Genomic DNA, 20,383 nt, shown 5'->3' with positions numbered 1-20,383 from the left:
CAGGAACCTGACCATGACCGATACGACCCAGCAAGAGCTTTTCGACATCATCGCCAAGCAGGCCAAGATCGATGTGGCGATCATCAAGCCCGAGTCCACCTTGAAGGATCTGGGCATCGCCTCGCTGGAGGCGATCGAGCTGATCTTCGACATCGAGGAACATTTCGACATTACCTTCCCCGACCAGCAAGGTGCCAATTTCGACAGCGACACCGTGCAGAGCCTGATCGACGCGGTACAGAAGGCGCTGGACGAAAAGGCCGCGAAATGACGCAGGGCAATCCGATGCGTCGCGTGGTGATCACCGGCATGGGTGCTATCAGCCCGCTTGGCGTGGGTGCCGAGGCGCTGTGGCAAGGCCTGCGCGAAGGGCGTAGTGCCATTGGGCCGCTGCAACATCCCGACGCCGATCGCCTGCGCGTGAAGATCGCCGCGCAGGTGCCGGCGAGTTTCGATCCGACTGCGGATATCGACGAACGCACCCTCATCATGCTCGACCGCACCTCGGAATTCGCGCTGCATGCAGCGCGCGAGGCGATCGCGCAATCCAGGCTGGACTTCAGCCAGAACGGTCTCGGCGTACGCACGGCTGTCGTGGTCGGCACCGGCGTCGGCGGTGAAACCACCCAGGACGAACAGAGCCGACGGCTGTACGCAGAGAACTCCAACCGCGCGCATCCGCTCACGATCGTGCGCGTCATGACGAATGCCTCGGCCAGCCAGATCAGCATTGCCTACGGCCTGCGCGGACCGACGTTTGCGGTCGCCAGTGCCTGTGCTTCGGCCAACCACGCGATCATCCAGGCTGCGCAGATGATCCGCTACGGCATGGCTGACGCGGCCATCACCGGTGCTACCGAAGCCTGCCTGACCTATGGTGCCCTGCGCTCGTGGGAAGCGATGCGTGTACTGGCCGACGACACCTGCCGCCCGTTCAGTGCGAACCGTCGCGGCCTCGTGCTTGGTGAAGGCGCCGCCATCTTTGTGCTGGAACTGCTGGAACATGCGCAGGCACGCGGTGCCACCATCCTTGCCGAGGTGGCCGGCTTCGGCATGACCGCCGATGCCACCGACATCGTGATGCCTAGCGCGGAAGGCTCTTCCGCGGCGATGAGCCAGGCGCTGGCCGATGCGGGTCTCGCCCCGCAGGACGTTGATTACATCAACGCCCACGGTACTGGTACCCAGGCCAATGACACCACCGAGACCAAGGCAATCCGCCTCGCATTCGGCGAACACGCCGATCGCCTTGCGGTGTCGTCGACCAAGTCGATGCACGGTCACGCACTGGGTGCATCCGGTGCGCTGGAACTGGTTGCCGTCATCGGTGCCATGCGCGACGGCGTGGTGCCGCCCACGGCGAATCTGGACAAGGTCGATCCGGCCTGCGATCTGGACTACGTGCCGAATGTCGCCCGGCCGATGCCGGTCCGCGCAGCGCTGAGCAACTCGTTCGCGTTCGGCGGGCTCAACGCGGTACTGGCAATCAAACACGCGCCGTAACGACCCGCACCGCAACGGCATTTCAGCCTGCGACAAACAAAAGAACCCGGCGACAAGTCGCCGGGTTCTTTTTGCGCGTGATGATCCACGCGCGGCCAAGCTCAGCCCTTCTTGGCTTTGGTCAGCAGCTGGTCCAGCAGCGACATCGCCAGATCGATCTCCTCGTGCGTGATGTCCAGCGATGGCGCGAACGTGATCACGTTCTTGTACCAGCCGCCCACGTCGAGCACGAGGCCGATCTTCTTGCCGTTGTGTTCGAGGTCACCGGCCAGGCCGATGTCGACCATCTTGTCGAGCAGCGCCTTGTTAGGCGTGAAGCCGTCATCGGTGCAGATCTCGGCGCGCAGCGCGAGACCGAGGCCGTCGACATCGCCGATTTCCTTGTGCTTCTTCTGCAGGTCGCGCAAGCCTTCGAGGAAGTGCGCGCCCTTCTTCGGCACCGTGGTCTCGTAATCCAGCTCGTAGCCCATCTTGATCACTTCCAGACCCAGCGAGGTGCCGAGCGGGTTGGAATTGAAGGTGGAATGGGTCGAGCCCGGCGGGAACACGGTCGGGTTGATCAGCTCTTCGCGCGCCCACAGGCCGGACAGCGGATTCAGGCCGTTGGTCAGCGCCTTGCCGAACACCACGATGTCCGGCGTCACGCCGAAGTTCTCGATCGACCACAGCTTGCCTGTGCGCCAGAAACCCATCTGGATTTCGTCGGACACCATCAGGATGCCGTACTTGTCCAGGACCTTCTTCAAGCCCTTGAAGAAATTCATCGGCGGCAACACGTAACCGCCGGTACCCTGGATCGGCTCGACGTAAAACGCTGCGTATTCGCACTGGCCAGTCTTGGGGTCCCACACGCCGTTGTACTCTGTCTCGAACAGGCGCTCGAACTGGCGCACGCAGCTGTCGGAATACTCTTCCGGCGTCATGCCCTTCGGACGACGGAACGGATACGGGAACGGCAGGAACATCGCACGCTCGCCGAAGTGGCCGAAGCGTCGGCGGTAGCGGTAGCTCGACGTGATCGACGAGGCACCCAGCGTACGTCCGTGGTAGCCACCTTCGAAGGCGAACATCAGGCTCTTGCCGTTGCAGGCGTTGCGCACGATCTTCAGCGAATCCTCGATCGCCTGCGCGCCACCCACGTTGAAGTGCACGCGACCATCCAGGCCGAACTTCTTCTTCGCATCCAGCGCGATCGTCTTGGCCAGCTCGATGCGGGTCTGGTGCAGGTACTGGCTTGCGACCTGCGGCAGCACGTCGATCTGCTTTTTCAGCGCGTCGTTGAGGCGCTTGTTGCCGTAACCGAAGTTGACCGCCGAATACCACATCTGCAGATCGAGGAACGGCGTGCCGGCGGTGTCGAACATGTAGCTGCCTTCACCGTGACGGAAGATCTTCGGCGGATCCACGTAGTGCACGGTGTCACCGAACGAGCTGTACTTCGCCTCGTCGGCGAGCAGCTGCGCGTCGTCGATGAAACCGGCGGCGGTCTTGTCGATTTTCATGGGGAAAGATCCGGAGTGATTCGGGGGATTCAGAAAGAGGGAAATTCAGAAAAAAGAAGCAACGTATACCGCGCGATCAGGCCAGTGCGGGCGCATGCTCATGATGCCAATGGCTGGCCAGGCTGCCGTCGAGCAGCTTGGGCAGGAATTCCAGCGCATCCTCGAAACCGGTGATGGGCACGTAGTCGATGCCGGTCGCGCGGCAATGCTCGATCAGGCGATGCTTGGCAAACACGAAGTCGACGCGGTCGGCAGCGCAGAAATCCGAAGCGCCGTCACCAATCAGCAAGGTCTTCGCACCGGTCGCGCGGGCCTGCGCCACACAGGCGCACTTGCAGGTACCACTGCGGCAACCCTCGGCCTGGAACGGCGAGGTCAGCTGCCACTGCTTCGGCGGCTGCGCCGGCGACAGGTGGTTCGCCGCCAATGGCAGCTTGTCGAGGCCATAACGGCCGAGAATCTGGTGGATCGCGTAGTCGAGACCGTCGCTGACGATGCGGATCGGCACGTTCAGCTCGCGCGCCTTCGCCACGAAACCCGGGAACGCGTGATCGATCCATAAGCCGGCCAGATGCGTGTCGAGCTCGGCACGGGTCATCTGCAACAGGTCGACCTGGCCGGTCATGCACTCGCGTGAGCCGATACGACCGGCGCGCCAGTCCTGCTCCAGCACTTCCCAGCCGGGACGGCCGAAACGATCGAGCAGCGAGTCGATCACGTCTTCGACGGAAATGGTGCCGTCGAAATCACAAAGGATGGTCCAGCCAGACACGGACATCGGAAACTCACACTAATCAGCGATGGCATGCAGGGTAGGCAGGCTGTCTTTCGGCGCCCTTTCCCTTTCCCTAACATATGCTGAGCCAGAACCTGCCGATTCGCAGCAAATCGCGGCAACAACCTCTATGCTGCCGCCCCCATGACCCGCATACCCCGGCCTGCAAGCTCCCCACTCCGTCATCTCCTGTTGTCCGCCGGCCTGCTGGCCTGCCTGCTGTGGACCCAGGGTTGCATGGCCGACACCGATGACCAGCCGACCTTCGCCGGCGGCATCGGCATGGAACATCTGCCGAGTTGGCCCGGCGCGGCAACCTCGCGCAACCAGCCAATACCATACGTCGACATCGAGATCCCCAACCGGATCAGTCTGTCCACCCTGGACGGCCTGCAGGTCGACCTGATCGTTGGACAGGTGCTGCACGGTGGCCTCTACGGCGACTACCAATGGGGCCGCGACAGCGACGATCTCGGCGTGCTGCGTGACAAGATTGCCCCGTTGTCGCCACGACTCACGTTGGGAGGCTACCTGGAATGGCAGCTCACCAAACAGATCGACGTGGGAGCCAACCTCAGCCACGACACCTACGGCGCCGGCGCCTATCTCGACCTCTATGGCGAGTGGGATCTTCCCAAGATGTGGCTGCTTGAGCACTCTTTGGAACTGCACTGGCAGGCCATGAACGCACAGGCCATGAACCGCTTCTTCGGCATCAACCCGAGCCAGGCCAACGCACTCAGCGTACCGGCCTGGCAACCAGGCGCAGGCAGCCAGTCAGCCTCGCTGGAATACGACCTGTTCGTACCCACCAGCAAGCACACCGGTTTCGCGCTGGCCGTGACCTGGGAACGTCTGCTGGGCGATGCCGGTGACAGTCCACTGGTGACACGCTTCGGTTCGCGTACGCAGCTGAACGAATCGGTGGCGTTCATCTACCACTTTTGAGGGAATGAGCGCCCGCTGCTGCGCGGCCACGATGCCCCTGACTTCAGGGCGATACACTCGCGCTTCGCTCAAGTCCCTTCCGATCAAGGATCAAGGTATGACGAAGTCGCTTGCTGCACTGGTCGCTGCCCTGGCGTTCACCATGCCGATGCCCGCAGCCCATGCCGACCAGGCCATCGTGTTCCTGCGTCACGGCGAAAAACCACCGCGTGGACTGGGCCAGCTCGACTGCCAGGGCCTGAATCGCGCGTTGGCTTTGCCAGACGTGCTGCAGGCCAAATTTGGCACACCCACCGCGATCTATGCGCCCGACCCGGGATCCACTGCGCGGGACAAGGGCATCGAATACAACTACATCCGCCCACTGGCCACCATCGAGCCGACCGCGATCCGGCTGGGCCTGCCGGTCAACACGTCGTTCGGAGTGCGGCAGGTCACGCAACTGGAACAGGAGCTGCTCAAGCCTGCCTATAGTTCGGCGACGATCTATGTGGCGTGGGAGCACAACCTGGCGTGGCAGGCGGTGCAGCAGCTGGTTGCCACTGCCGGTGGCAACGCGCAACAGGTGCCCGTCTGGGCCGACGATGACTACGACTCGCTGTACGTCCTGCGCGTGAAGTGGCAGAACGGCAAGCCAGTTTCTGTGAGTTTCGCGAAAGAGGCTGAAGGACTGAACCATCAGTCGACTGAATGTCCCGGTGCGCGCTCTTGAGTGGAGCAAAGGGCAGCAACATGTTTCACCGCTAGAAACTAGAAATGCGCATACTTACCTCAGCTCAAAGAATGACTGCTATCGACGGCGGATTCAACCAGTCAACGGTGTTCGGCGCTGGTATTGACGACTAGCGGGAGCTGGAGGGCATGTTCACTTCCCACCGGCGCCGGTCACTCCGACCCACGCCCAGATAGCTCCATGAGCGCGTCGCGGGCCGCTAACCTACTGCCTTCGATGCAGCGTCGAGGAAGCGCTCGACGATCGCCGGCAGCATCGGCTCGACGGGGAGCGTGTAGTGGGTGGTATTCGGCAAGATTGCAAGCTCGTTTGCGGGCCGCAGGGAGCCACCGATTCCGGCATCGCGTTGGCCGCCTCCCAACGCCTTCCAGAACTCGACCATGTGTTCGGGCCGGATGGCGTCAGCGTCGGCAAAGACCAGCAGTGTGCGTGCGTGCAGCTTCGCGACCTCGGCGCTCCAGTCGAAGGGGCGTTCGGTCATGTCGCCCACCTTCCTGAAGAGGTTGGTCCAATCGACATCGGGATAGGTCTCCCCTAGCGGCGATGCCTTGACGCCAGAGCCCAACGTGGCAGCGTTGGCCTGCAACTGTTTGAAGGCCGTTACCACCTCCGGATAAAAGCCGTCCTGCCTCATTGCCGCGGACACGAGCACGAGCCGGTCGACCACGTCCGGATGGCGGATAGCGGCCTGCAGCGCGACGCTGGAGCCCAGCGAGTAGCCCATGACATCGGCCTTGCCGAGCTTCAGGTGGCCGATCAGGGCCGCGATGTCGTCAGCCATTGTTTCACTGCGCAGTGGCCTGTCAGTGTCTGGCGTGCGCCCATGGGCCTGGAGATGGGGGGCGATGACCTTACGGCCCTTGGCCAGTTCGGTCAGGTTGCTGCCGAAGCTGTCTGGATCGATGCCACCGTGGAGAAGGATGAGCGGCTTGCCGGCGCCATGCACGGTGTAGAAAACATGCTGGCCGTTGACGTCGGCAAAGTGCCCGATCGGATCCGTAGGCGTATTCTTGTTCTTGGCGCTGACGGGAAGAACCGCCGTCAGCACGGCGGTCGCCATGGCCGTCTTCAGGAAATCACGTCTGAGCATCTCGTCTTCCCGTGGCGCCTGACTGGCCGGCGCGGCGTGATCGTGTGTTACACCGATACGCCGGCCGCTGCGGTGTGGTCACGATCTGCCTGCGAGCAACTCATCCAGCTGCGCGAACTGTTCGGGCAGGCCTTCTGCCGAACCGGCGAGCGCTTCCTCGAGGGCTGCTGTTGTGGGATAGAGTTCATGGAAGGTGACCAGCGTCTTGCCGTCATTTTCTTCGAACGTCACCGTGGTCACGGCGCCCTCATCGCTTTCTTCGTTCGCCCATACGATGCGCTTGTGCGGCGTTACTTCTCTGTACGTGCCGAAGAATGCCATCGGTTGATCGAAGGCCGGATGGCTGAACACGAGGCGATACGCGCCCCCGGTGCGAATATCCATGTCGCACGAGACCAGCGACATCCCCACCGATTTCGGAACCCACCACTGCGTGAACAATTCGGGTTTGCTCCACGCTTCGAAGACGATGTGCGCTGGGGCATTGAACGTTCGCTTCACGACGAGTTCGCGGTCGGACTTGCGCTCCACGACGGTGCGGTTCATGACGGCGGAACTACCTTCTTTTTCGTTGGGCATCTGCCTTCTCCTTGCGTTTCAAGTGTTCGACAAGCTCGTCCAGCGCGTCGAAGCGTGCGCTCCAGAGCTGGCGGTGCTGCTCGATCCAGGCGGCCTCTTCTTCCAGCCGGCGCTGTCCGAGCTTGCAGGTTCGTACGCGCCCGACCTTCTCCGTGGTCACCAGCCCCGCCTGCTCCAGGATGCTGACGTGCTTCTTCATGCCCGTGAGGGTCATGTGAAACCTTTGGGCAAGGTCGGTAATTGAGGCGTCTGAACCCCCGAGCTGCTCCAGCACGCCGCGTCGGGTGACATCGGAGAGCGCGGCGAACGTTGTGTCGAGGCGGACCTGATAGTGAACCATATGGTTCACTGTAGAGCGCGCGTGGGTGATTTGCAAGGGGATGACCCACGGGTACAAATCGTGCGTAGCTCCCCTGCCGCTCCGAACCCAAACGGCGCATGCCGAACGTGGGTAAAGGTTCGACCGACGGCTTTGCCGGCGCTGAGCCGACGGATAAACCTCAATTTTCGGACGAAGCAGGCTCAGCCACGATCACGTACAGTTTGTAGAGTTGGGCAGCTTTCAGTGTGTTGCATCCACCGATTGAATCCGCCGCCGAAAGCAGGCAGTCCAGCAAATGCTTTCATCGATCATCCCGCGTCCAGATCGCCCCTTCTTCTTCTCGTACCGGAAAGCTCGCGATCGGCTCATACGCCGGCGGCTTCGTCACTGCGCCCGTGCGCAGATCGAAGCGTGCGCCATGCCGCGGACATTCCACCTCGAAACCATGCACCTCGCCACCGGCGAGATCGCCGCCGTCATGCGTGCAGGTGTCCTCGACTGCGTACAACGCACCATCGATGTTGTACACCGCGATCGGCGTATCACCGTCCCACACCACCTTGAATTCGCCCGGGAGCAGCTCGCTGCGCGTGCCGACTCTCACCCAGCCATTCATGCAGACGGCTCGGCGAAATCCTTGACCAGTACCTCGAAGCGCAAATCGTCGCGACGCGGAATACCAAAGCGCTCGTCGCCGTACGGAAACGGCTGGTATTCACCGCTGCGGCGATAGCCGCGACGCTCATACCAGGCGATCAGTTCGGCGCGCTGCTCGATCACCGTCATGCGCATCGCGCGGCACTGCCACTGCTCTCGCGCGATGCGTTCGGCTTCGGCCAGCACCGCCTTGCCGAGGCCGCCACCCTGCTCGTCGGGATCGACTGCGAACATGCCGAAGTAGCCGGACTCGCCCTGCCGTTCCACATGGGCGCTGGCGATCAGCCGTCCATCGCGTTCGGCTAGCAGGATGCAACTGCCGGGACGGCTGACCAGCTCGCTGACCGCTTGCTCATCGGTACGTCGACCATCGAGCAGTTCCGACTCGGTGGTCCAGCCGCGTCGGCCCGAATCACCACGATAGGCAGATTCGACCAGCGCCACGACGACGGGGATATCGGCAGTCCCGGCTGCACGGAATACGGGGAAAGTAGGTTCGCTCATCAGTCGATGATAATGCCCACCCGGCCCGCATCACCATGATCTGTTGCAACTGCCGGCGGCGGCCATCCGTGACCTTCGACACTGTTTGCCACCGCGCTTCACTGCCTACGGTGCAGGGTCGGCCTGCCCGACATCGGGCAACACATGCGCGATCGCGCGAACCAGGGAGAACCCATGAAACATCGACTCGTGAAACCGCTGGCGTTTGCCGTAGGCATGGCCTTGTGCACCGGTGCCTTCGCCGTCACCCCCAGCGTGTTCAATGTGCACGAGCTGGACAGCAAGATCAGCGCTTGCGCCGATTTCAACGGCTTCGTCAATGCGAAGTGGGTCGCAGCAAATCCGATTCCCGCCGACCGTACTCGCTGGGGTTCGTTCGATGCCCTGCGCGAGGACAGTCTCAACGTGCAGCACAAGATCGTCGAGGATGCCGCCAGCCATGCCGCCAAGGCCACACCTGGCTCGATCGAGCAGAAGATCGGCTACCTCTACGCCTCCGGCATGGACGAAGCCGCCATCAATAAGGCCGGCTTCTATCCGATCAAGCCGCAACTGGCGCATATCGACGGGTTGAAGAGCAGCGCCGACGTGGTCGGCTACATCCGCGACAGTTATGCCCAGGGCGAGCCGGTGCTGTTCCGCTTCGGCGGCAATGCCGATTTCAAGGACTCCAGCCGCGTCATTGCGTACGCCAACCAGGGCGGCCTCGGCCTGCCGACGGCCGACTACTACAGCAAGCCGGATTACGAAAAGATCCGTACCGCTTACGTAGCCCATATCGCGAAGCTGCTTGAGCTGACCGGCATCAGCGCTGGCGATGCGCAGCAGCAGGCCAAGTCCGTGCTGGCATTCGAAACCCGCCTGGCTGCCGCCTCGCTGGTGCCGGTGCAGATGCGCAAGCCGGAAAACCGCTACCACTATGTAAGCATCGCCGATGCCGACAAGGTGACGCCGAGCTTCGACTGGGCGGCCTTCTTCAAGACGCAAGGCGCCGATGTGAAGGATGGTTTCTCGCTGTCGCAGCCGAAGTTCTTCGCCGAAATCCAGAAAATGCTGGGAGATGTGCCGCTGAATGAATGGCAGGCCTACTTTCGCTACCACGCGATCGCCAACGCAGCACCCTATCTGTCTGCACCGTTCCAGCAGGAAGACTTCGCCTTCGAGGAACAGACCCTCAATGGCCAGAAGGAAATGCAGCCACGTTGGAAGCGCGTGCTCGGTGCCACCAATGAAGGCATGGGCATGGCGCTGGGCCAGCTGTATGTCGCCCACAATTTCTCACCGGCTTCCAAGCAGCGTGCACAGGAACTGGTCGACAACCTGCGCGCCGCCTACAAGACGCGCATCGAGAATCTGCCCTGGATGAGCGATGCCACCAAGCAGAAGGCGCTGGAAAAGTGGGCCACCTTCGTGCCGAAGATCGGCTATCCCGACAAGTGGCGCGACTGGAGCGGCCTCACGCTGGTGCCGGACAACTACTTCGCCAATATCCAGGCGGCCGACAAGTTCAACTACGACTACCGCGTCGCCAAGATCGGCAAGCCGGTGGATCGCACCGAATGGGGCATGACGCCGCAGACGGTGAATGCCTACTACAGCGCACAGCAGAACGAAATCGTATTCCCGGCGGCGATCCTGCAACCGCCGTTCTTCGACGCCAAAGCGGATGATGCGATCAACTACGGCGGCATCGGCGCCGTAATCGGTCACGAGATGGGCCACGGCTACGACGACCAGGGCAGCAAGTTCGACGCCCAGGGCAACAACGTCAACTGGTGGACCGACGCCGATCGCAAGGCATTCGAGGCGCGTACCGCGAAACTCGCCGCGCAGTTCGACAGCTACGAGCCGCTGCCTGGCAAGCACGTCAATGGCCAGCTCACCATGGGCGAGAACATCGGCGATCTCGGCGGCCTGAATGCCGCCTACACCGCGCTGCAGATGGCGCTGTCGAAGAACCCGGCCGAAGCGAAGAAAAAGATCGACGGCTATACGCAGGACCAGCGCTTCTTCCTCAACTGGGCGCGCGTATGGCGCGGCAGCATCCGTCCCGAAGCGCAGCTCACCCTGCTCAACACCGATCCACACGCACCGGCGCAGTTCCGCGCGATCGGTGCACCATCGAACATGCCGGAGTTCGCCCAGGCGTTCCAGTGCAAGCCTGGCGATGCGATGGTGCGTTCTCCCGACACTCAGGTAAAGATCTGGTAAGCCGCAGCAACTGACTCACCCGGAAAGCCACGGCCATCGAGCCGTGGCTTTCTTGTATGAATCAGCCTAACGAAAGACCTACGTCGTGAAAACGCGTCGCGATCACGCCGCCGCCGTGCGCGCCCTGCCGGCCTCATACGCTTTCAGGTTTGCGTAGACCACGGTCAGCAACGCATGGGCATCATGCAGATGATCGGCGCGCTTCAGCATGTCGCCGATCACATGATCCGCTTCGATCGCATGACCATGTTGCAGATCGCGCAACATCGACGCGCTCAGGCTCGATCCCGCCTCCGTCAGCACGCTGCGGGCACGTTGCAGCGTCGCGTCACCAGGCGCATGACCAGAACGCTCCGCCACCGCGCGGCACTCTTCCAGCAGATCCAGCGTAATCGTCACGCCACCGGGTGCAGCAACGATATCGCCCACCGACGCACGCATCAGACAGGTGATGCCAGCCAGCGAGGCCAGGAACACCCATTTGTCCCACATATCCTGCAAGATCGAGCTGCTCGGCCGCGCGTCGAAACCCGCATCCGCCAGGCTCTGCGTAATCCACTGCATCCGTTCGGAGGCACTGCCATCACGCTCGCCGAACGTGAGGCTGTGCGACTGGTTGAGATGCTGCACGACGCCTTGCGCATCCAGCGTGGCGGCGATCACGCATTGGCCGCCAAGCACATGTTCCGCGCCAAACCGTGCATCCAGCAGATCCAGATGCCGCATGCCGTTCAACACAGGCAGGATTGCTGTGTGCGGACCGATCGCCGGCGCGATATCCGCCATCACCTGTTCCAGCGCATAGGCCTTGCAGCTGAGCACCACCAAATCATATGAGGCATCCAGGTCGCGCGCCTGCACCGTTGGCGGTGCCGGCAGGCTAGCATCGCCCATCGCGCTGCGTATCACCAGGCCGGTACGCGCCAGCACTTCAGCGCGCGCATCGCGCACCAGGAACGTCACGTCCCGCCCATGTTGCAGCAAGCGACCGCCAAAATAGCCGCCGATGGCGCCCGCACCAACGATCAGGATGCGCATCGTTGCGGCTCCTCCGGCTGTGTGGATGGTTGCTCAAGCATGCTTCCGATTTGCCTGTCCTTCTCGCCCCAAAGCGCATTCACCCAGGTCTGGAAGCGTGCCCGGAACGCGGCATCGCTTTCGTAGTCACCACGCAGCTCGCCATCGATCGGCAGCTCGCGCACATGCACGCGGATATCACGAATACGGCCGGCGATCAGATCCATCATGGCGCATGGGCCATTAGGATAGACGATGGTGACGTCAAGAATCGCGTGCAACGCATCACCCATCGCGTCGAGCACAAACGCCAGGCCGCCAGCCTTGGGCCGCAACAGATAGCGATAAGGCGACGACTGTGCATCGTGCTTCACTGGTGTGAAGCGGGTGCCCTCGGCGAAATTCATCACCGACACGGGCATATGGCGAAACTTCTCGCAGGCGCGGCGGGTGGCCTCCATGTCCTTGCCCTGCAGCTCGGGGTGCGCGGCAAGCGTCTCCTTTGAGTAGCGTTTCATGAACGGGAAATCCAGCGCCCACCATGCCGGCCCCAGCAAGGGCACCCAGATCAGCTGGCTCTTGAGGAAGAAGCGCAGGAAGGGGATGCGCCGGTTGAAGATCTTCTGCAACACCGGAATATCCACCCAGCTCTGGTGATTGCACAGCACCAGATAATTGCCGTCATGGTGCAGATCGTTCAACCCGTCCAGTTGCCAAGATGTGCGGGTGAACCATTCGAACATCCGGCTGTTGACCGCGATCCAGCTTTCCGCGATCGCCACCAGCGCATGCGAGCACGCAAGCCGGATCGTGCGTATCGGCAACGCGACTTTGACCAAGGTCAGCGCAAACAGCGGCAACACGTGCAGCACGATGTTGGCAGCGAGCAGCATCATGACAAGGGGTATGCGCAGCAGAGCGGGGAGCGTCGCAAACATGAGGGCAATCGCAGATGGGAATGTTACAGGGTAACGCCGTAGGGGTGATGGTGTAAGCGTTGAGACGAAGGCTGGAGCACCCGCACTGGTACGCGCCGATCAAAGTTCGACTACATCCAGAAGCTCTACAACTGTAACCGTAAGCGACACAGTTCGACCCGCGGTACATCAACCCGTTACAGAGGCAATTAGCTTACGATGGCATCCACGGCGTCGACAGCAGCCCAAATAGCCAGTCCGACACTTCGCGGGCATGCATAAACAAGTAGCGTTAAGATTCTCTCTTAGATCAATATTTCCACACTAGCTCTTACTGTCATTTCAGGCTAGGAAAAGCGCCCAAGGTGATGCTTATCTAGCTATCCAAAGGTCTTTTCAAGAAGATTGTGATGAGCATGACGACGAGCTCGCAACGCCTAACAACAAAGTCGGGTAATTCACCGTACACCCAGTGTCATAAGACAATCGGCTGCCATCTTCCGAAAGCTGCGTCAGGGCAAATCCTGTGAAGTCTTGGCGCGAAGACTGCTTGAATAGGCTGACGCTGTCAGCGGGAAGGTCGAATGCCGAGGCTTTAAAAGAACTCGCGACCATCGTGCATCATCTGGGGTTCGAATACTGCTCCTACGTTTTGCAAATCCCGACTCTCGTTTCAGAACCGAGCGTCACATGGGCCAGCACGTATCCCGCCGCTTGGCTGGAACACTATTTCGCCAATAAGTACCTCGAGATTGATCCAGTCATTCAGCGAACATCATCGCCAGAGCTATCTCCTGTTGTCTGGACGGATGATCTTTTTGAAAGCCAGCCAGCGTTCTGGGAAGAGGCAAAGTCACACGGGATAAGACATGGGTGGGCATTCACCACCCACGGCAAGCGCATGACCACCGGCATGCTCTCTCTGGCTCGGTCGCATGAAGTGGTGACTTCGTCGGAATTGGCAGAGACTGAGATGAAGCTGGTGTGGCTATCACATATTATCCACGGATTGATCAGCACTGCTGAAATACAAAGGCTGATGCCGATATCTGATTGCGAATTGACGGCCCGCGAAAGCGAAGTGCTGCGATGGAGTGCTGCAGGTAAAACAGCAGACGAGATCGGTAGAATTCTTGGAATCTCCGAACGCACTGTTACGTTTCACATCTCAAGCAGCTTAACCAAGCTCGACGTCACCAATAAAACGCAAGCAGTTGCGAAGGCGATGCTGTTGGGAATGCTTTGATCCTGCCGGTGCCAGCTAGTGGCAAAAGATGACGAGCACACTACGGACGTGCCCAGCAACCGACCTCAAGGATGCGCATTGTTCTGACCTCGGGCATGAGGCGAAAGTCGCTTCATTTTTGTTGGCACCTGAGACTGAGGATTTCTACCAGGTTCCCCGCGTGATTTATCAGGCTAAGCTCGAAAACGTGACGGTGTTCGACTCCCAGGGCATATCTTCACGATTTCACGGGAGGATCTGGTTAAGATGCAATGCGAGCCTTGCGTGGAACCGATAAAAATTCGCAAGAAAAAACCCCCATGGGATCTTGGATGGGGCGCAGTATTTCAAGCTATGGGGTAGCTAGGATATGCAGCGTATAAGAGGGAATTTTTTGTTCGGCCAAGTCGCGGCAATCGTTGCGTATGCAGTAACCTACATTCTGCTGCGTCCGGTATCGGATGCACACTTTCCGATCACAGCTGGGCTTCGACTTAGTTGTCTTTTGCTGGTTCCATACCGGTTTTGGCCAGCCTTGGTTGTTGGCGAACTGCTCCCGCTTGCGTACTTTAATTTTCTCTGCGTTGCCCAGTTCGGCCCCTTGGCTGTCTTGCTCGAAACAATACCGCCTATCGCTCTCGCAATGCCGATTGTATGGTGGTGCAAAAATCGCCTTGCATTGTTCCCAAACAAACGACTTATCAACGTCAAGGCGTTGCTCATCTGCGGATTGCTGGTATCGCTGGCTTGGGCACTCGTCAACTTCGGTACGATTGCAGCGGTCCGTCTGCCCGCCGGAAATCCGCCCCTGCAAGTCAAGTCGCTGATGGTTGTTGGCCTCTTCGTCGGGAAGTACATCTCCATACTCGCCGTCGTGCCGTGGGTATTGATAGCGAAAACGGACTACAGCGCTGGCCTGCTTCGCTCAAGGCTCCAACGCTTTGCCAAGAGTCGGTTATTGATAGAGACCGTTAGCCTCATCCTTCCCACACTTATTGCCCTTTCCTGGCTGAGCCTGCACGGCAACGAGGATGCCAAGCAACTTACAAGGATGATAATGTTCTTGCCTGTCTTATGGCTGACCATCAGGTACGGTTGGCGGGCAGCAGTGCTAGGTGGAACGCTCGCAATCATTTGCATTTGCTCCGCGATCGCATCTCGCCCCGAACCCGATCTCCTGCAAGCACAGGCCTTCATCGCTTTCGCGGTGACCTGTCTCTTTGCCATAGGTGCACAGATCACAGCCCAGAACCTGCAGGAAATGCGGAGGCGCCTCGATGCAAAGAGTGCGATGGAGCTTGCTCGGAATGGCTTGTACCAGGGTGAGCTTCGCATGCGTCAAACGGCAACAGCACTTGAGCAAGTCAGGAGTGCGTTACAACTATCGCACGTCCGTTTACTCGATCGATTCAAGCACCTGCTAAAAACTTCTGAGACTCAGAATTTCTACAGGCAAGCCGCCGCAACGAACAGCCAGGTTTGCCGACTTGCAGATAGCATGCATCCCGTTGCTTGGCGCGACAGGGGCCTAGCTGCAGCGCTTAAGGAGACGATTGCACATACCCTTGATGAAGCGGGGATGGCTTACTTTTGCAAGATCAAGGGGCGTGGCTTGAGCCAGCTCGCCCCCTGCATTCAGGCAGCCATCTATCGCTTGGCCTGCGAAACGGTGGTTTACATCTGCGGGGAAGAGACCTGTCTTACCATCACCCTATCTTTGCGTGGAGGGGAGACACACGGCGAACGCTGGGCGGTTCTTCGTTTAGAAGGTGCAGTTCAAGATATCCAGATGATGGATCCTTCATATAAAAAGTTAGAGAGCCAATATCTGGCTGCTCGATTTGGAGCAAATGGACTGGACTTGGCATCCATGCGTGACCACGTCAGCCTCTATGAAGGTGAGCTCCACGTCAAATCGACCCACGAAAAGCTTCGAATCACTTTCTTGCTACAGGATGTGAGAAAAAAAGAGCAGGAGCGATCAACCGCTCCTGCTCAAACTCAGCTATGGGTGAATTAAAGTGTCAATTTCACTGTGAAACCACGCTGCCACCTATGCAGTTGTATGGGTCCGTGCAACCCGCCAACGAAGCACTTACTAGCAACGCTCCATTGGATTGTGGTGTAGCAGTCACCTGTACTACGTTGTCGGAGTAGACCTTCTCCGTCAAAGATGTGTTGACTATTGTCGTTTGTGCAGCAGATTGCTGAGACGTTTGGGCGCCCTGAGCATCCGTACCAATGGGCAGCACAAAAATGACTTGGTTGGCTGTTGCAAAGGCAGCTCGCACCTTTCCACTAGAGTCATTGACTTGGATGTATCGGATCCCATCTCGCGCGAAAAGATACACGTGGTAGTGCGGACTGGTGCTCACATCATTGGTATTCGGCCACGATTGACCTAGCCCTGTCGAAGGTAGTTTGGCTGCAAACCCAGGTGCCGAGAGAACCAAACCGAACAGTCCAGCCAAAACGATCTTGCGTGATATGCAGAACATAAAGCCCCCATCCATTCATAGCGGCACACATATGCCGATGGAAAGGTAGCACCAACACTGTTCCGGCCACCTTCTGATTTTGTGCCGCGCCATCCGTGGCGATGGCGCAAGCTGGGTCTCCGTATCAGCAATTCTGGGACGGGAGAGGCGTACGCATCATGTTAATCACTTGAAGCGACGTGACTGACTTCCGCTTGATCGGGAGACGCACTCTAGAATCCCGCGAGGTATCCGAAACCGCATGAACCGGTGGCTGTCGTGTCGAGGCAAGTTATTGGCGGCCAACTAGCGACTCAGTTGCACCGATCGCAAATCTCGAAGCGTAAAGTTTGCATCAGCGCCCACATAGACAATCATTGCGGGCACTGTTTGATCACCGTTTCTCGAAACCTGCTGCGTAGCGAGCAACCCGTTCATAATTCCTAATCGCCAATTTCAACATGCAGAAGAAATCCAGTGCCAACGCCAGTCGATCAATCCCGTATGCTCGCCGGCTCCATGTCACGCCAGATAGCATCGGCGACCAAATGGTTAATTATGACGAATGGTCTAGGACAAAGCCGTGGAGCTGCAGAGTCACGCTAAATAGGATGGAGTACCGCTGACACTCAGCGGCCTCCTGAGTCGGCATTGCCATCAGTGAGGCGAGGCCTCAATGAGACACGTTGGACGAGGCTGGCGCTACGGCCGGTGATGCATCGGGTGCATCGTGCACCACGGAATTGCCGGGGGCAGGCAGAATCAATTCCGGATTATTTTGCTGTGCCTCTAATGTGTGTATATGCTGCTGAACCGCATCGAGCTGATTGCTGGCGCTACGCAGGTCGCTGCTCAGCATGACAGCCTGTTGTTTGGCTTGCTGCTGCTGGACCATGACCTCTTGAGCCTGCTGCTGCTGCCGTGCGGCATCCTGCTGCAAGTTCTGAAGCCGTTGCTCGTTCATGGCAACCATATGCTCGGCATACTTCTTTCCAGCCTGCAGCCGCAGTGCATCGATGTCTACCTCCGCTAGTTGCTCAGTCTGCGCAGCAAATGTGCGATAGATGCTTTCGGCATCTTTTTCCGAATAGGTCTGAATAACCCGCCAAAACATCTTGTCGTGAAAAAGCGCAACAAAGTAAGTCAACTTGTCGATCTGAAACAGAAGACTGGCGCCATAGGTGCCGTTATAAGTAGTTCTCAGCTCGGTCAATTGATGGCTATCCATCAACTGGAGCAGGTAATTTACAGTGCTTCCAGATGCAACGTCTGACGCAGAGTTCGCTTCACTGGTATGCGCCTGTGGAGGCTGCGCGGCAAAGGAAAAAGCCGAAACACCGAATGAAACAAGCATGACCAACGGCATAAAGAGCCGCTGCGCATTCGCGCTACTAGTTATTGGATTCATCCCTCGTATCCCCGATAGTTGCACTTGATAGAAAAATGCCACTGCCAGCAGCTAGATCCATGCTGATAGTTATCAATCCCAGCAGTCTAAAGGTACCGCTCCCGCGGTCAAGGGGTTCTACCCGTTAGCGGGCAAAACAGGCCTCCAGCATTCCTGATATTTTATAAAAATAGAAAAATCTAGCTGTAGAAACCTACAGTTACCGTTCGTTCGAAGTTCTTCTTCAATTGAGGCCATGCAACAATCTATGGATCGCAACATTTTGGCGACGCCAAATCGCGCATGGAGTGAGCCTACGACTCGCGTGGAATGAACTATATCGAACCGCGATGCGACCCTTGGCTTTACGCACATATCTGCCACACAGATAAAATTGAGCAGGCCATCGTGTCAGGGAATTGGGGAAAGAATTTTATCCTGGTCGAATAAAGTTGGAGCCACGGGGGAACACGATGGGGACCAAGGATGACGGAATCACATTGCCTTGCGATTTGGCATCCCTCAGCGGAACGCTGAAAGTCTGCAGCTTGGAAATGGTCCTGCTCAAAGCCATTCGCCCACAGCCCATTATTGATACTCTAGCGCAAGATCAGGCTTGCTTTTTCAACGCCGAATGCGCCTTTTCATTCAGAGCACATCTGACTGTGCCGAAAAACTGGTGCCTACTCGGTTATATTCATTACACAGACAGACACAGTTGGTGCCATGGTGTAACACTCGCGACAGGCACTGCTTTCACCGTGTTACCGGATGGCGATAGTGAACTCTTGCTCAGCGCTGGAACCAGCCTGACGGTGATACTGCTTCCGCTGGAACAGCTTGAGATGAAGCTTGCCGAGATCTATCCTCGTCACGCAGGAGATCTATCGTGTCTGCATACCCTATTTCATTTATCAGATACACCTTCGGCGCAACGCCTCAAGACCATCTATCAAAACATCAGAAGATATCTGACACGAAGTGAATTGTTGGGAATAACCAACGTTCCTGTCACGAACAAGTTAGATATCGATATCCTCCTAAAAGGCCACCTAGCCGCGAGCATGGCCGTTACGGCCGAAGATCTACCTGGTTGTTCGCGTGGACGACGAAAACACTATCTGATAGTGCAACGCGTTGAGCAATTTATGCGAACCAATCTGAGGAATGACATTTATATCAACGAAATGTGCGATGCCGCCAAGATAAGCGAACGAGCCTTACGTTATGCGTTCGAAGACCTGCTGGGCATCTCGCCCAATCGCTACCTGTCGATGCTGCGACTTTGTACGGCTTGTAGGAGCCTTGCATCATCTGACATCAGCCGGCGATCGGTGAAATCTGTGGCATTGAGCTGTGGACTATGGGATCTCTCGCGCTTCGCTGACAGCTACCGCCGCGTGTTTGGCGAATTACCGCACGACACGCTGATGAGAACGCCAATGATAAATTCCTCACCAATGTCAAAGTCGTGATCATTATGCTGTCGGCAAGATACCGCTTGATATTTGCCAAGTCGACGTAGGCAATCTGCTGAGCCCGGATGTTGGAGCCCGGAAATCCGTCGTGATCGGCACCGTGGAGAAGCGGCCATCGGGGGAATAGGGCGCCAACTTGGCACGAACTTCATGTGCCAACCCACGGTGCCGATCACGACCGACTCGTTGCAGCCGTGGCTTCACGGCTGGCTCACCCCGGACAACTCGACTCTCCGATTTGGTGCCAGGCAGGCAATTAAAGCCTTGCGGTTGGAATTCGGGCACTTTACAAGTGGATCTCCTTTGCCATGACCCTCGACCTGCACCGCCCCTGGGGAAACGCCTTTGTCTATTAGATAATTGCGTACGGAGTCAGCCCGCTTTTCGGACAGTGTCTGGTTGTAACTGTCGCTACCGATACGATCGGTATAACCGGCGACCAAGATGTTCTCAATCTGACTGGCTGATTGTACTTGCTGCAACAACCTTGAAAGCTGGTCGCGACCTTGTTCGGTTAGATTCGAACGGTCAAAATCGAAGAGCGCATCCGTGGATAGCCGGATCGGTTCTTTTGGTAGAGCCACTGGAGCAAAGTTCGTCGCGATCGTAGAAGCGGCAAGCACGGATTTGCATGATTCGGGCTTCCAGTAGAAAGTTTTTGCGCGATCATGCTTGTCGAATTCGACTTGATACTGACAGCTAAAGTGACCGCCGTTCGACTTGCGGAAATCGAAGATGTAGTTCCACTTTCTAACGCCAATGACACCTTCGCTGAAATGTGGAATGCCAAGCAAGTTGTACAGTTGAGCCTTGGTCGTGCCCGGTGCAACGTTGCGCAGATTTTCAATGTTGACAAAAATGCCCTCGGGCATCGTCGCGCGAGTCGGGTCCGGGAAGCTTGCTTCCCCGCCATCATTGCTATTTGACGAAATCTTGCTTTGCGTTGTGCTGCAGGCCGCCAATAGCACCGAGCACATCAGTATTGTCTGCAATATGTATTCGCGCCATTTCATGGTTTGCATGCTCCTTCCAGACTGGTTTCGAAACACCCATGATCG

General features: G+C 58.4%; 19 protein-coding genes. 8 read left to right on the top strand and 11 right to left on the bottom strand.

Annotated features, from left to right (window positions below; translation table 11 throughout):
- The first annotated feature begins 13 nt into the window (after positions 1–13).
- Positions 14–271 carry a phosphopantetheine-binding protein gene (locus B0E50_RS03205; protein WP_077439660.1) on the top strand — a complete coding sequence of 86 codons (258 nt, stop codon included), beginning with the start codon at positions 14–16 and terminating at the stop codon, positions 269–271.
- Entirely contained in the window at positions 268–1,503 is a 1,236-nt protein-coding gene (locus B0E50_RS03200; RefSeq protein WP_077439658.1) for a beta-ketoacyl-[acyl-carrier-protein] synthase family protein, read from the top strand. The genes B0E50_RS03205 and B0E50_RS03200 overlap by 4 nt, the downstream gene beginning before the upstream one ends.
- 101 nt (positions 1,504–1,604) lie before the next feature.
- Here B0E50_RS03200 and B0E50_RS03195 read toward each other — a convergent pair whose 3' ends face one another.
- Positions 1,605–3,005 carry an aminotransferase class III-fold pyridoxal phosphate-dependent enzyme gene (locus B0E50_RS03195; RefSeq protein ID WP_077439657.1) on the bottom strand — a complete coding sequence of 467 codons (1,401 nt, stop codon included), beginning with the start codon at positions 3,003–3,005 and terminating at the stop codon, positions 1,605–1,607.
- Positions 3,006–3,081: 76 nt separating this feature from the next.
- Positions 3,082–3,783 (bottom strand): MtnX-like HAD-IB family phosphatase, encoded by a 702-nt coding sequence (locus tag B0E50_RS03190; RefSeq protein WP_077439655.1) that lies wholly within the window; start codon positions 3,781–3,783, stop codon positions 3,082–3,084.
- A gap of 141 nt (positions 3,784–3,924) precedes the next feature.
- Between B0E50_RS03190 and B0E50_RS03185 the strand changes: the two genes are divergently transcribed.
- Positions 3,925–4,728, top strand: a complete 804-nt coding sequence (locus B0E50_RS03185; protein ID WP_174575017.1) for a MipA/OmpV family protein — start codon at positions 3,925–3,927, stop codon at positions 4,726–4,728.
- Positions 4,729–4,825: 97 nt separating this feature from the next.
- Positions 4,826–5,440: a hypothetical protein gene (locus B0E50_RS03180; RefSeq protein WP_077439653.1), complete on the top strand. Its 615-nt coding sequence runs from the start codon at positions 4,826–4,828 to the stop codon at positions 5,438–5,440.
- A gap of 220 nt (positions 5,441–5,660) precedes the next feature.
- On the opposite strand, the gene B0E50_RS03175 is transcribed toward B0E50_RS03180, so the two are convergent.
- The 5 genes from B0E50_RS03175 to B0E50_RS03155 form a co-directional block, all read right to left on the bottom strand.
- Positions 5,661–6,551, bottom strand: coding sequence for an alpha/beta hydrolase (locus B0E50_RS03175; RefSeq protein ID WP_254427164.1), 891 nt, complete (start codon positions 6,549–6,551; stop codon positions 5,661–5,663).
- A 78-nt stretch (positions 6,552–6,629) separates the two neighbouring features.
- On the bottom strand, positions 6,630–7,130 hold the full coding sequence (locus B0E50_RS03170; RefSeq protein WP_077439650.1) for an SRPBCC family protein: 501 nt from the start codon (positions 7,128–7,130) through the stop codon (positions 6,630–6,632).
- The gene (locus B0E50_RS03165; protein ID WP_217343189.1) at positions 7,108–7,506 is read right to left on the bottom strand and encodes a metalloregulator ArsR/SmtB family transcription factor; all 399 of its coding nucleotides are present in this window, start codon (positions 7,504–7,506) and stop codon (positions 7,108–7,110) included. The genes B0E50_RS03170 and B0E50_RS03165 overlap by 23 nt, the downstream gene beginning before the upstream one ends.
- A 247-nt stretch (positions 7,507–7,753) precedes the next feature.
- Positions 7,754–8,068, bottom strand: coding sequence for a non-heme iron oxygenase ferredoxin subunit (locus tag B0E50_RS03160; RefSeq protein WP_077439647.1), 315 nt, complete (start codon positions 8,066–8,068; stop codon positions 7,754–7,756).
- On the bottom strand, positions 8,065–8,613 hold the full coding sequence (locus B0E50_RS03155) for a GNAT family N-acetyltransferase (RefSeq protein ID WP_077439646.1): 549 nt from the start codon (positions 8,611–8,613) through the stop codon (positions 8,065–8,067). The genes B0E50_RS03160 and B0E50_RS03155 overlap by 4 nt, the downstream gene beginning before the upstream one ends.
- Positions 8,614–8,787: 174 nt before the next feature.
- Between B0E50_RS03155 and B0E50_RS03150 the strand changes: the two genes are divergently transcribed.
- Positions 8,788–10,824, top strand: coding sequence for a M13 family metallopeptidase (locus B0E50_RS03150; protein WP_077439645.1), 2,037 nt, complete (start codon positions 8,788–8,790; stop codon positions 10,822–10,824).
- Positions 10,825–10,926: 102 nt separating this feature from the next.
- On the opposite strand, the gene panE is transcribed toward B0E50_RS03150, so the two are convergent.
- Both panE and B0E50_RS03140 read right to left on the bottom strand, forming a co-directional pair.
- Positions 10,927–11,862: a 2-dehydropantoate 2-reductase gene (panE, locus tag B0E50_RS03145; RefSeq protein ID WP_077439644.1), complete on the bottom strand. Its 936-nt coding sequence runs from the start codon at positions 11,860–11,862 to the stop codon at positions 10,927–10,929.
- Positions 11,850–12,779: an acyltransferase gene (locus tag B0E50_RS03140; protein ID WP_077439643.1), complete on the bottom strand. Its 930-nt coding sequence runs from the start codon at positions 12,777–12,779 to the stop codon at positions 11,850–11,852. The genes panE and B0E50_RS03140 overlap by 13 nt, the downstream gene beginning before the upstream one ends.
- Before the next feature lie 529 nt (positions 12,780–13,308).
- On the opposite strand from B0E50_RS03140, the gene B0E50_RS03135 reads away from it, so the two are divergent.
- On the top strand, positions 13,309–14,004 hold the full coding sequence (locus B0E50_RS03135; RefSeq protein ID WP_139350734.1) for a LuxR family transcriptional regulator: 696 nt from the start codon (positions 13,309–13,311) through the stop codon (positions 14,002–14,004).
- Between the two features lie 373 nt (positions 14,005–14,377).
- Positions 14,378–16,003, top strand: coding sequence for an MASE1 domain-containing protein (locus B0E50_RS03130; RefSeq protein ID WP_168170799.1), 1,626 nt, complete (start codon positions 14,378–14,380; stop codon positions 16,001–16,003).
- 1,130 nt (positions 16,004–17,133) lie between these two features.
- Here B0E50_RS03130 and B0E50_RS03125 read toward each other — a convergent pair.
- Positions 17,134–17,868 carry a DUF2968 domain-containing protein gene (locus B0E50_RS03125; protein WP_077439640.1) on the bottom strand — a complete coding sequence of 245 codons (735 nt, stop codon included), beginning with the start codon at positions 17,866–17,868 and terminating at the stop codon, positions 17,134–17,136.
- A gap of 533 nt (positions 17,869–18,401) precedes the next feature.
- Here B0E50_RS03125 and B0E50_RS03120 point away from each other — a divergent pair.
- Positions 18,402–19,322: a helix-turn-helix domain-containing protein gene (locus B0E50_RS03120; protein ID WP_254427163.1), complete on the top strand. Its 921-nt coding sequence runs from the start codon at positions 18,402–18,404 to the stop codon at positions 19,320–19,322.
- Between the two features lie 203 nt (positions 19,323–19,525).
- On the opposite strand, the gene B0E50_RS03115 is transcribed toward B0E50_RS03120, so the two are convergent.
- A complete protein-coding gene (locus B0E50_RS03115) occupies positions 19,526–20,338 on the bottom strand; it encodes an OmpA family protein (protein ID WP_077439638.1) in 813 nt (270 codons plus the stop codon).
- Positions 20,339–20,383 lie beyond the last annotated feature (45 nt).

Source organism: Rhodanobacter sp. C01 (assembly GCF_002001045.1).
GTDB lineage: Bacteria > Pseudomonadota > Gammaproteobacteria > Xanthomonadales > Rhodanobacteraceae > Rhodanobacter.
Note: the sequence above shows the minus strand (reverse complement) of the source record. Positions and strands in the feature narration are given on the sequence as shown.

Excerpts from the sequence above, each read along its gene's own strand:
- B0E50_RS03205 (WP_077439660.1), top strand. The coding sequence starts at position 14 with ATGACCGATACGACCCAGCAAGAGCTTTTCGACATCATCGCCAAGCAG.
- B0E50_RS03200 (WP_077439658.1), top strand. The coding sequence starts at position 268 with ATGACGCAGGGCAATCCGATGCGTCGCGTGGTGATCACCGGCATGGGT.
- B0E50_RS03195 (WP_077439657.1), bottom strand. The coding sequence starts at position 3,005 with ATGAAAATCGACAAGACCGCCGCCGGTTTCATCGACGACGCGCAGCTG.
- B0E50_RS03190 (WP_077439655.1), bottom strand. The coding sequence starts at position 3,783 with ATGTCCGTGTCTGGCTGGACCATCCTTTGTGATTTCGACGGCACCATT.
- B0E50_RS03185 (WP_174575017.1), top strand. The coding sequence starts at position 3,925 with ATGACCCGCATACCCCGGCCTGCAAGCTCCCCACTCCGTCATCTCCTG.
- B0E50_RS03180 (WP_077439653.1), top strand. The coding sequence starts at position 4,826 with ATGACGAAGTCGCTTGCTGCACTGGTCGCTGCCCTGGCGTTCACCATG.
- B0E50_RS03175 (WP_254427164.1), bottom strand. The coding sequence starts at position 6,551 with ATGCTCAGACGTGATTTCCTGAAGACGGCCATGGCGACCGCCGTGCTG.
- B0E50_RS03170 (WP_077439650.1), bottom strand. The coding sequence starts at position 7,130 with ATGCCCAACGAAAAAGAAGGTAGTTCCGCCGTCATGAACCGCACCGTC.
- B0E50_RS03160 (WP_077439647.1), bottom strand. The coding sequence starts at position 8,068 with ATGAATGGCTGGGTGAGAGTCGGCACGCGCAGCGAGCTGCTCCCGGGC.
- B0E50_RS03155 (WP_077439646.1), bottom strand. The coding sequence starts at position 8,613 with ATGAGCGAACCTACTTTCCCCGTATTCCGTGCAGCCGGGACTGCCGAT.
- B0E50_RS03150 (WP_077439645.1), top strand. The coding sequence starts at position 8,788 with ATGAAACATCGACTCGTGAAACCGCTGGCGTTTGCCGTAGGCATGGCC.
- panE (WP_077439644.1), bottom strand. The coding sequence starts at position 11,862 with ATGCGCATCCTGATCGTTGGTGCGGGCGCCATCGGCGGCTATTTTGGC.
- B0E50_RS03140 (WP_077439643.1), bottom strand. The coding sequence starts at position 12,779 with ATGTTTGCGACGCTCCCCGCTCTGCTGCGCATACCCCTTGTCATGATG.
- B0E50_RS03125 (WP_077439640.1), bottom strand. The coding sequence starts at position 17,868 with ATGAATCCAATAACTAGTAGCGCGAATGCGCAGCGGCTCTTTATGCCG.
- B0E50_RS03120 (WP_254427163.1), top strand. The coding sequence starts at position 18,402 with ATGGTCCTGCTCAAAGCCATTCGCCCACAGCCCATTATTGATACTCTA.
- B0E50_RS03115 (WP_077439638.1), bottom strand. The coding sequence starts at position 20,338 with ATGAAATGGCGCGAATACATATTGCAGACAATACTGATGTGCTCGGTG.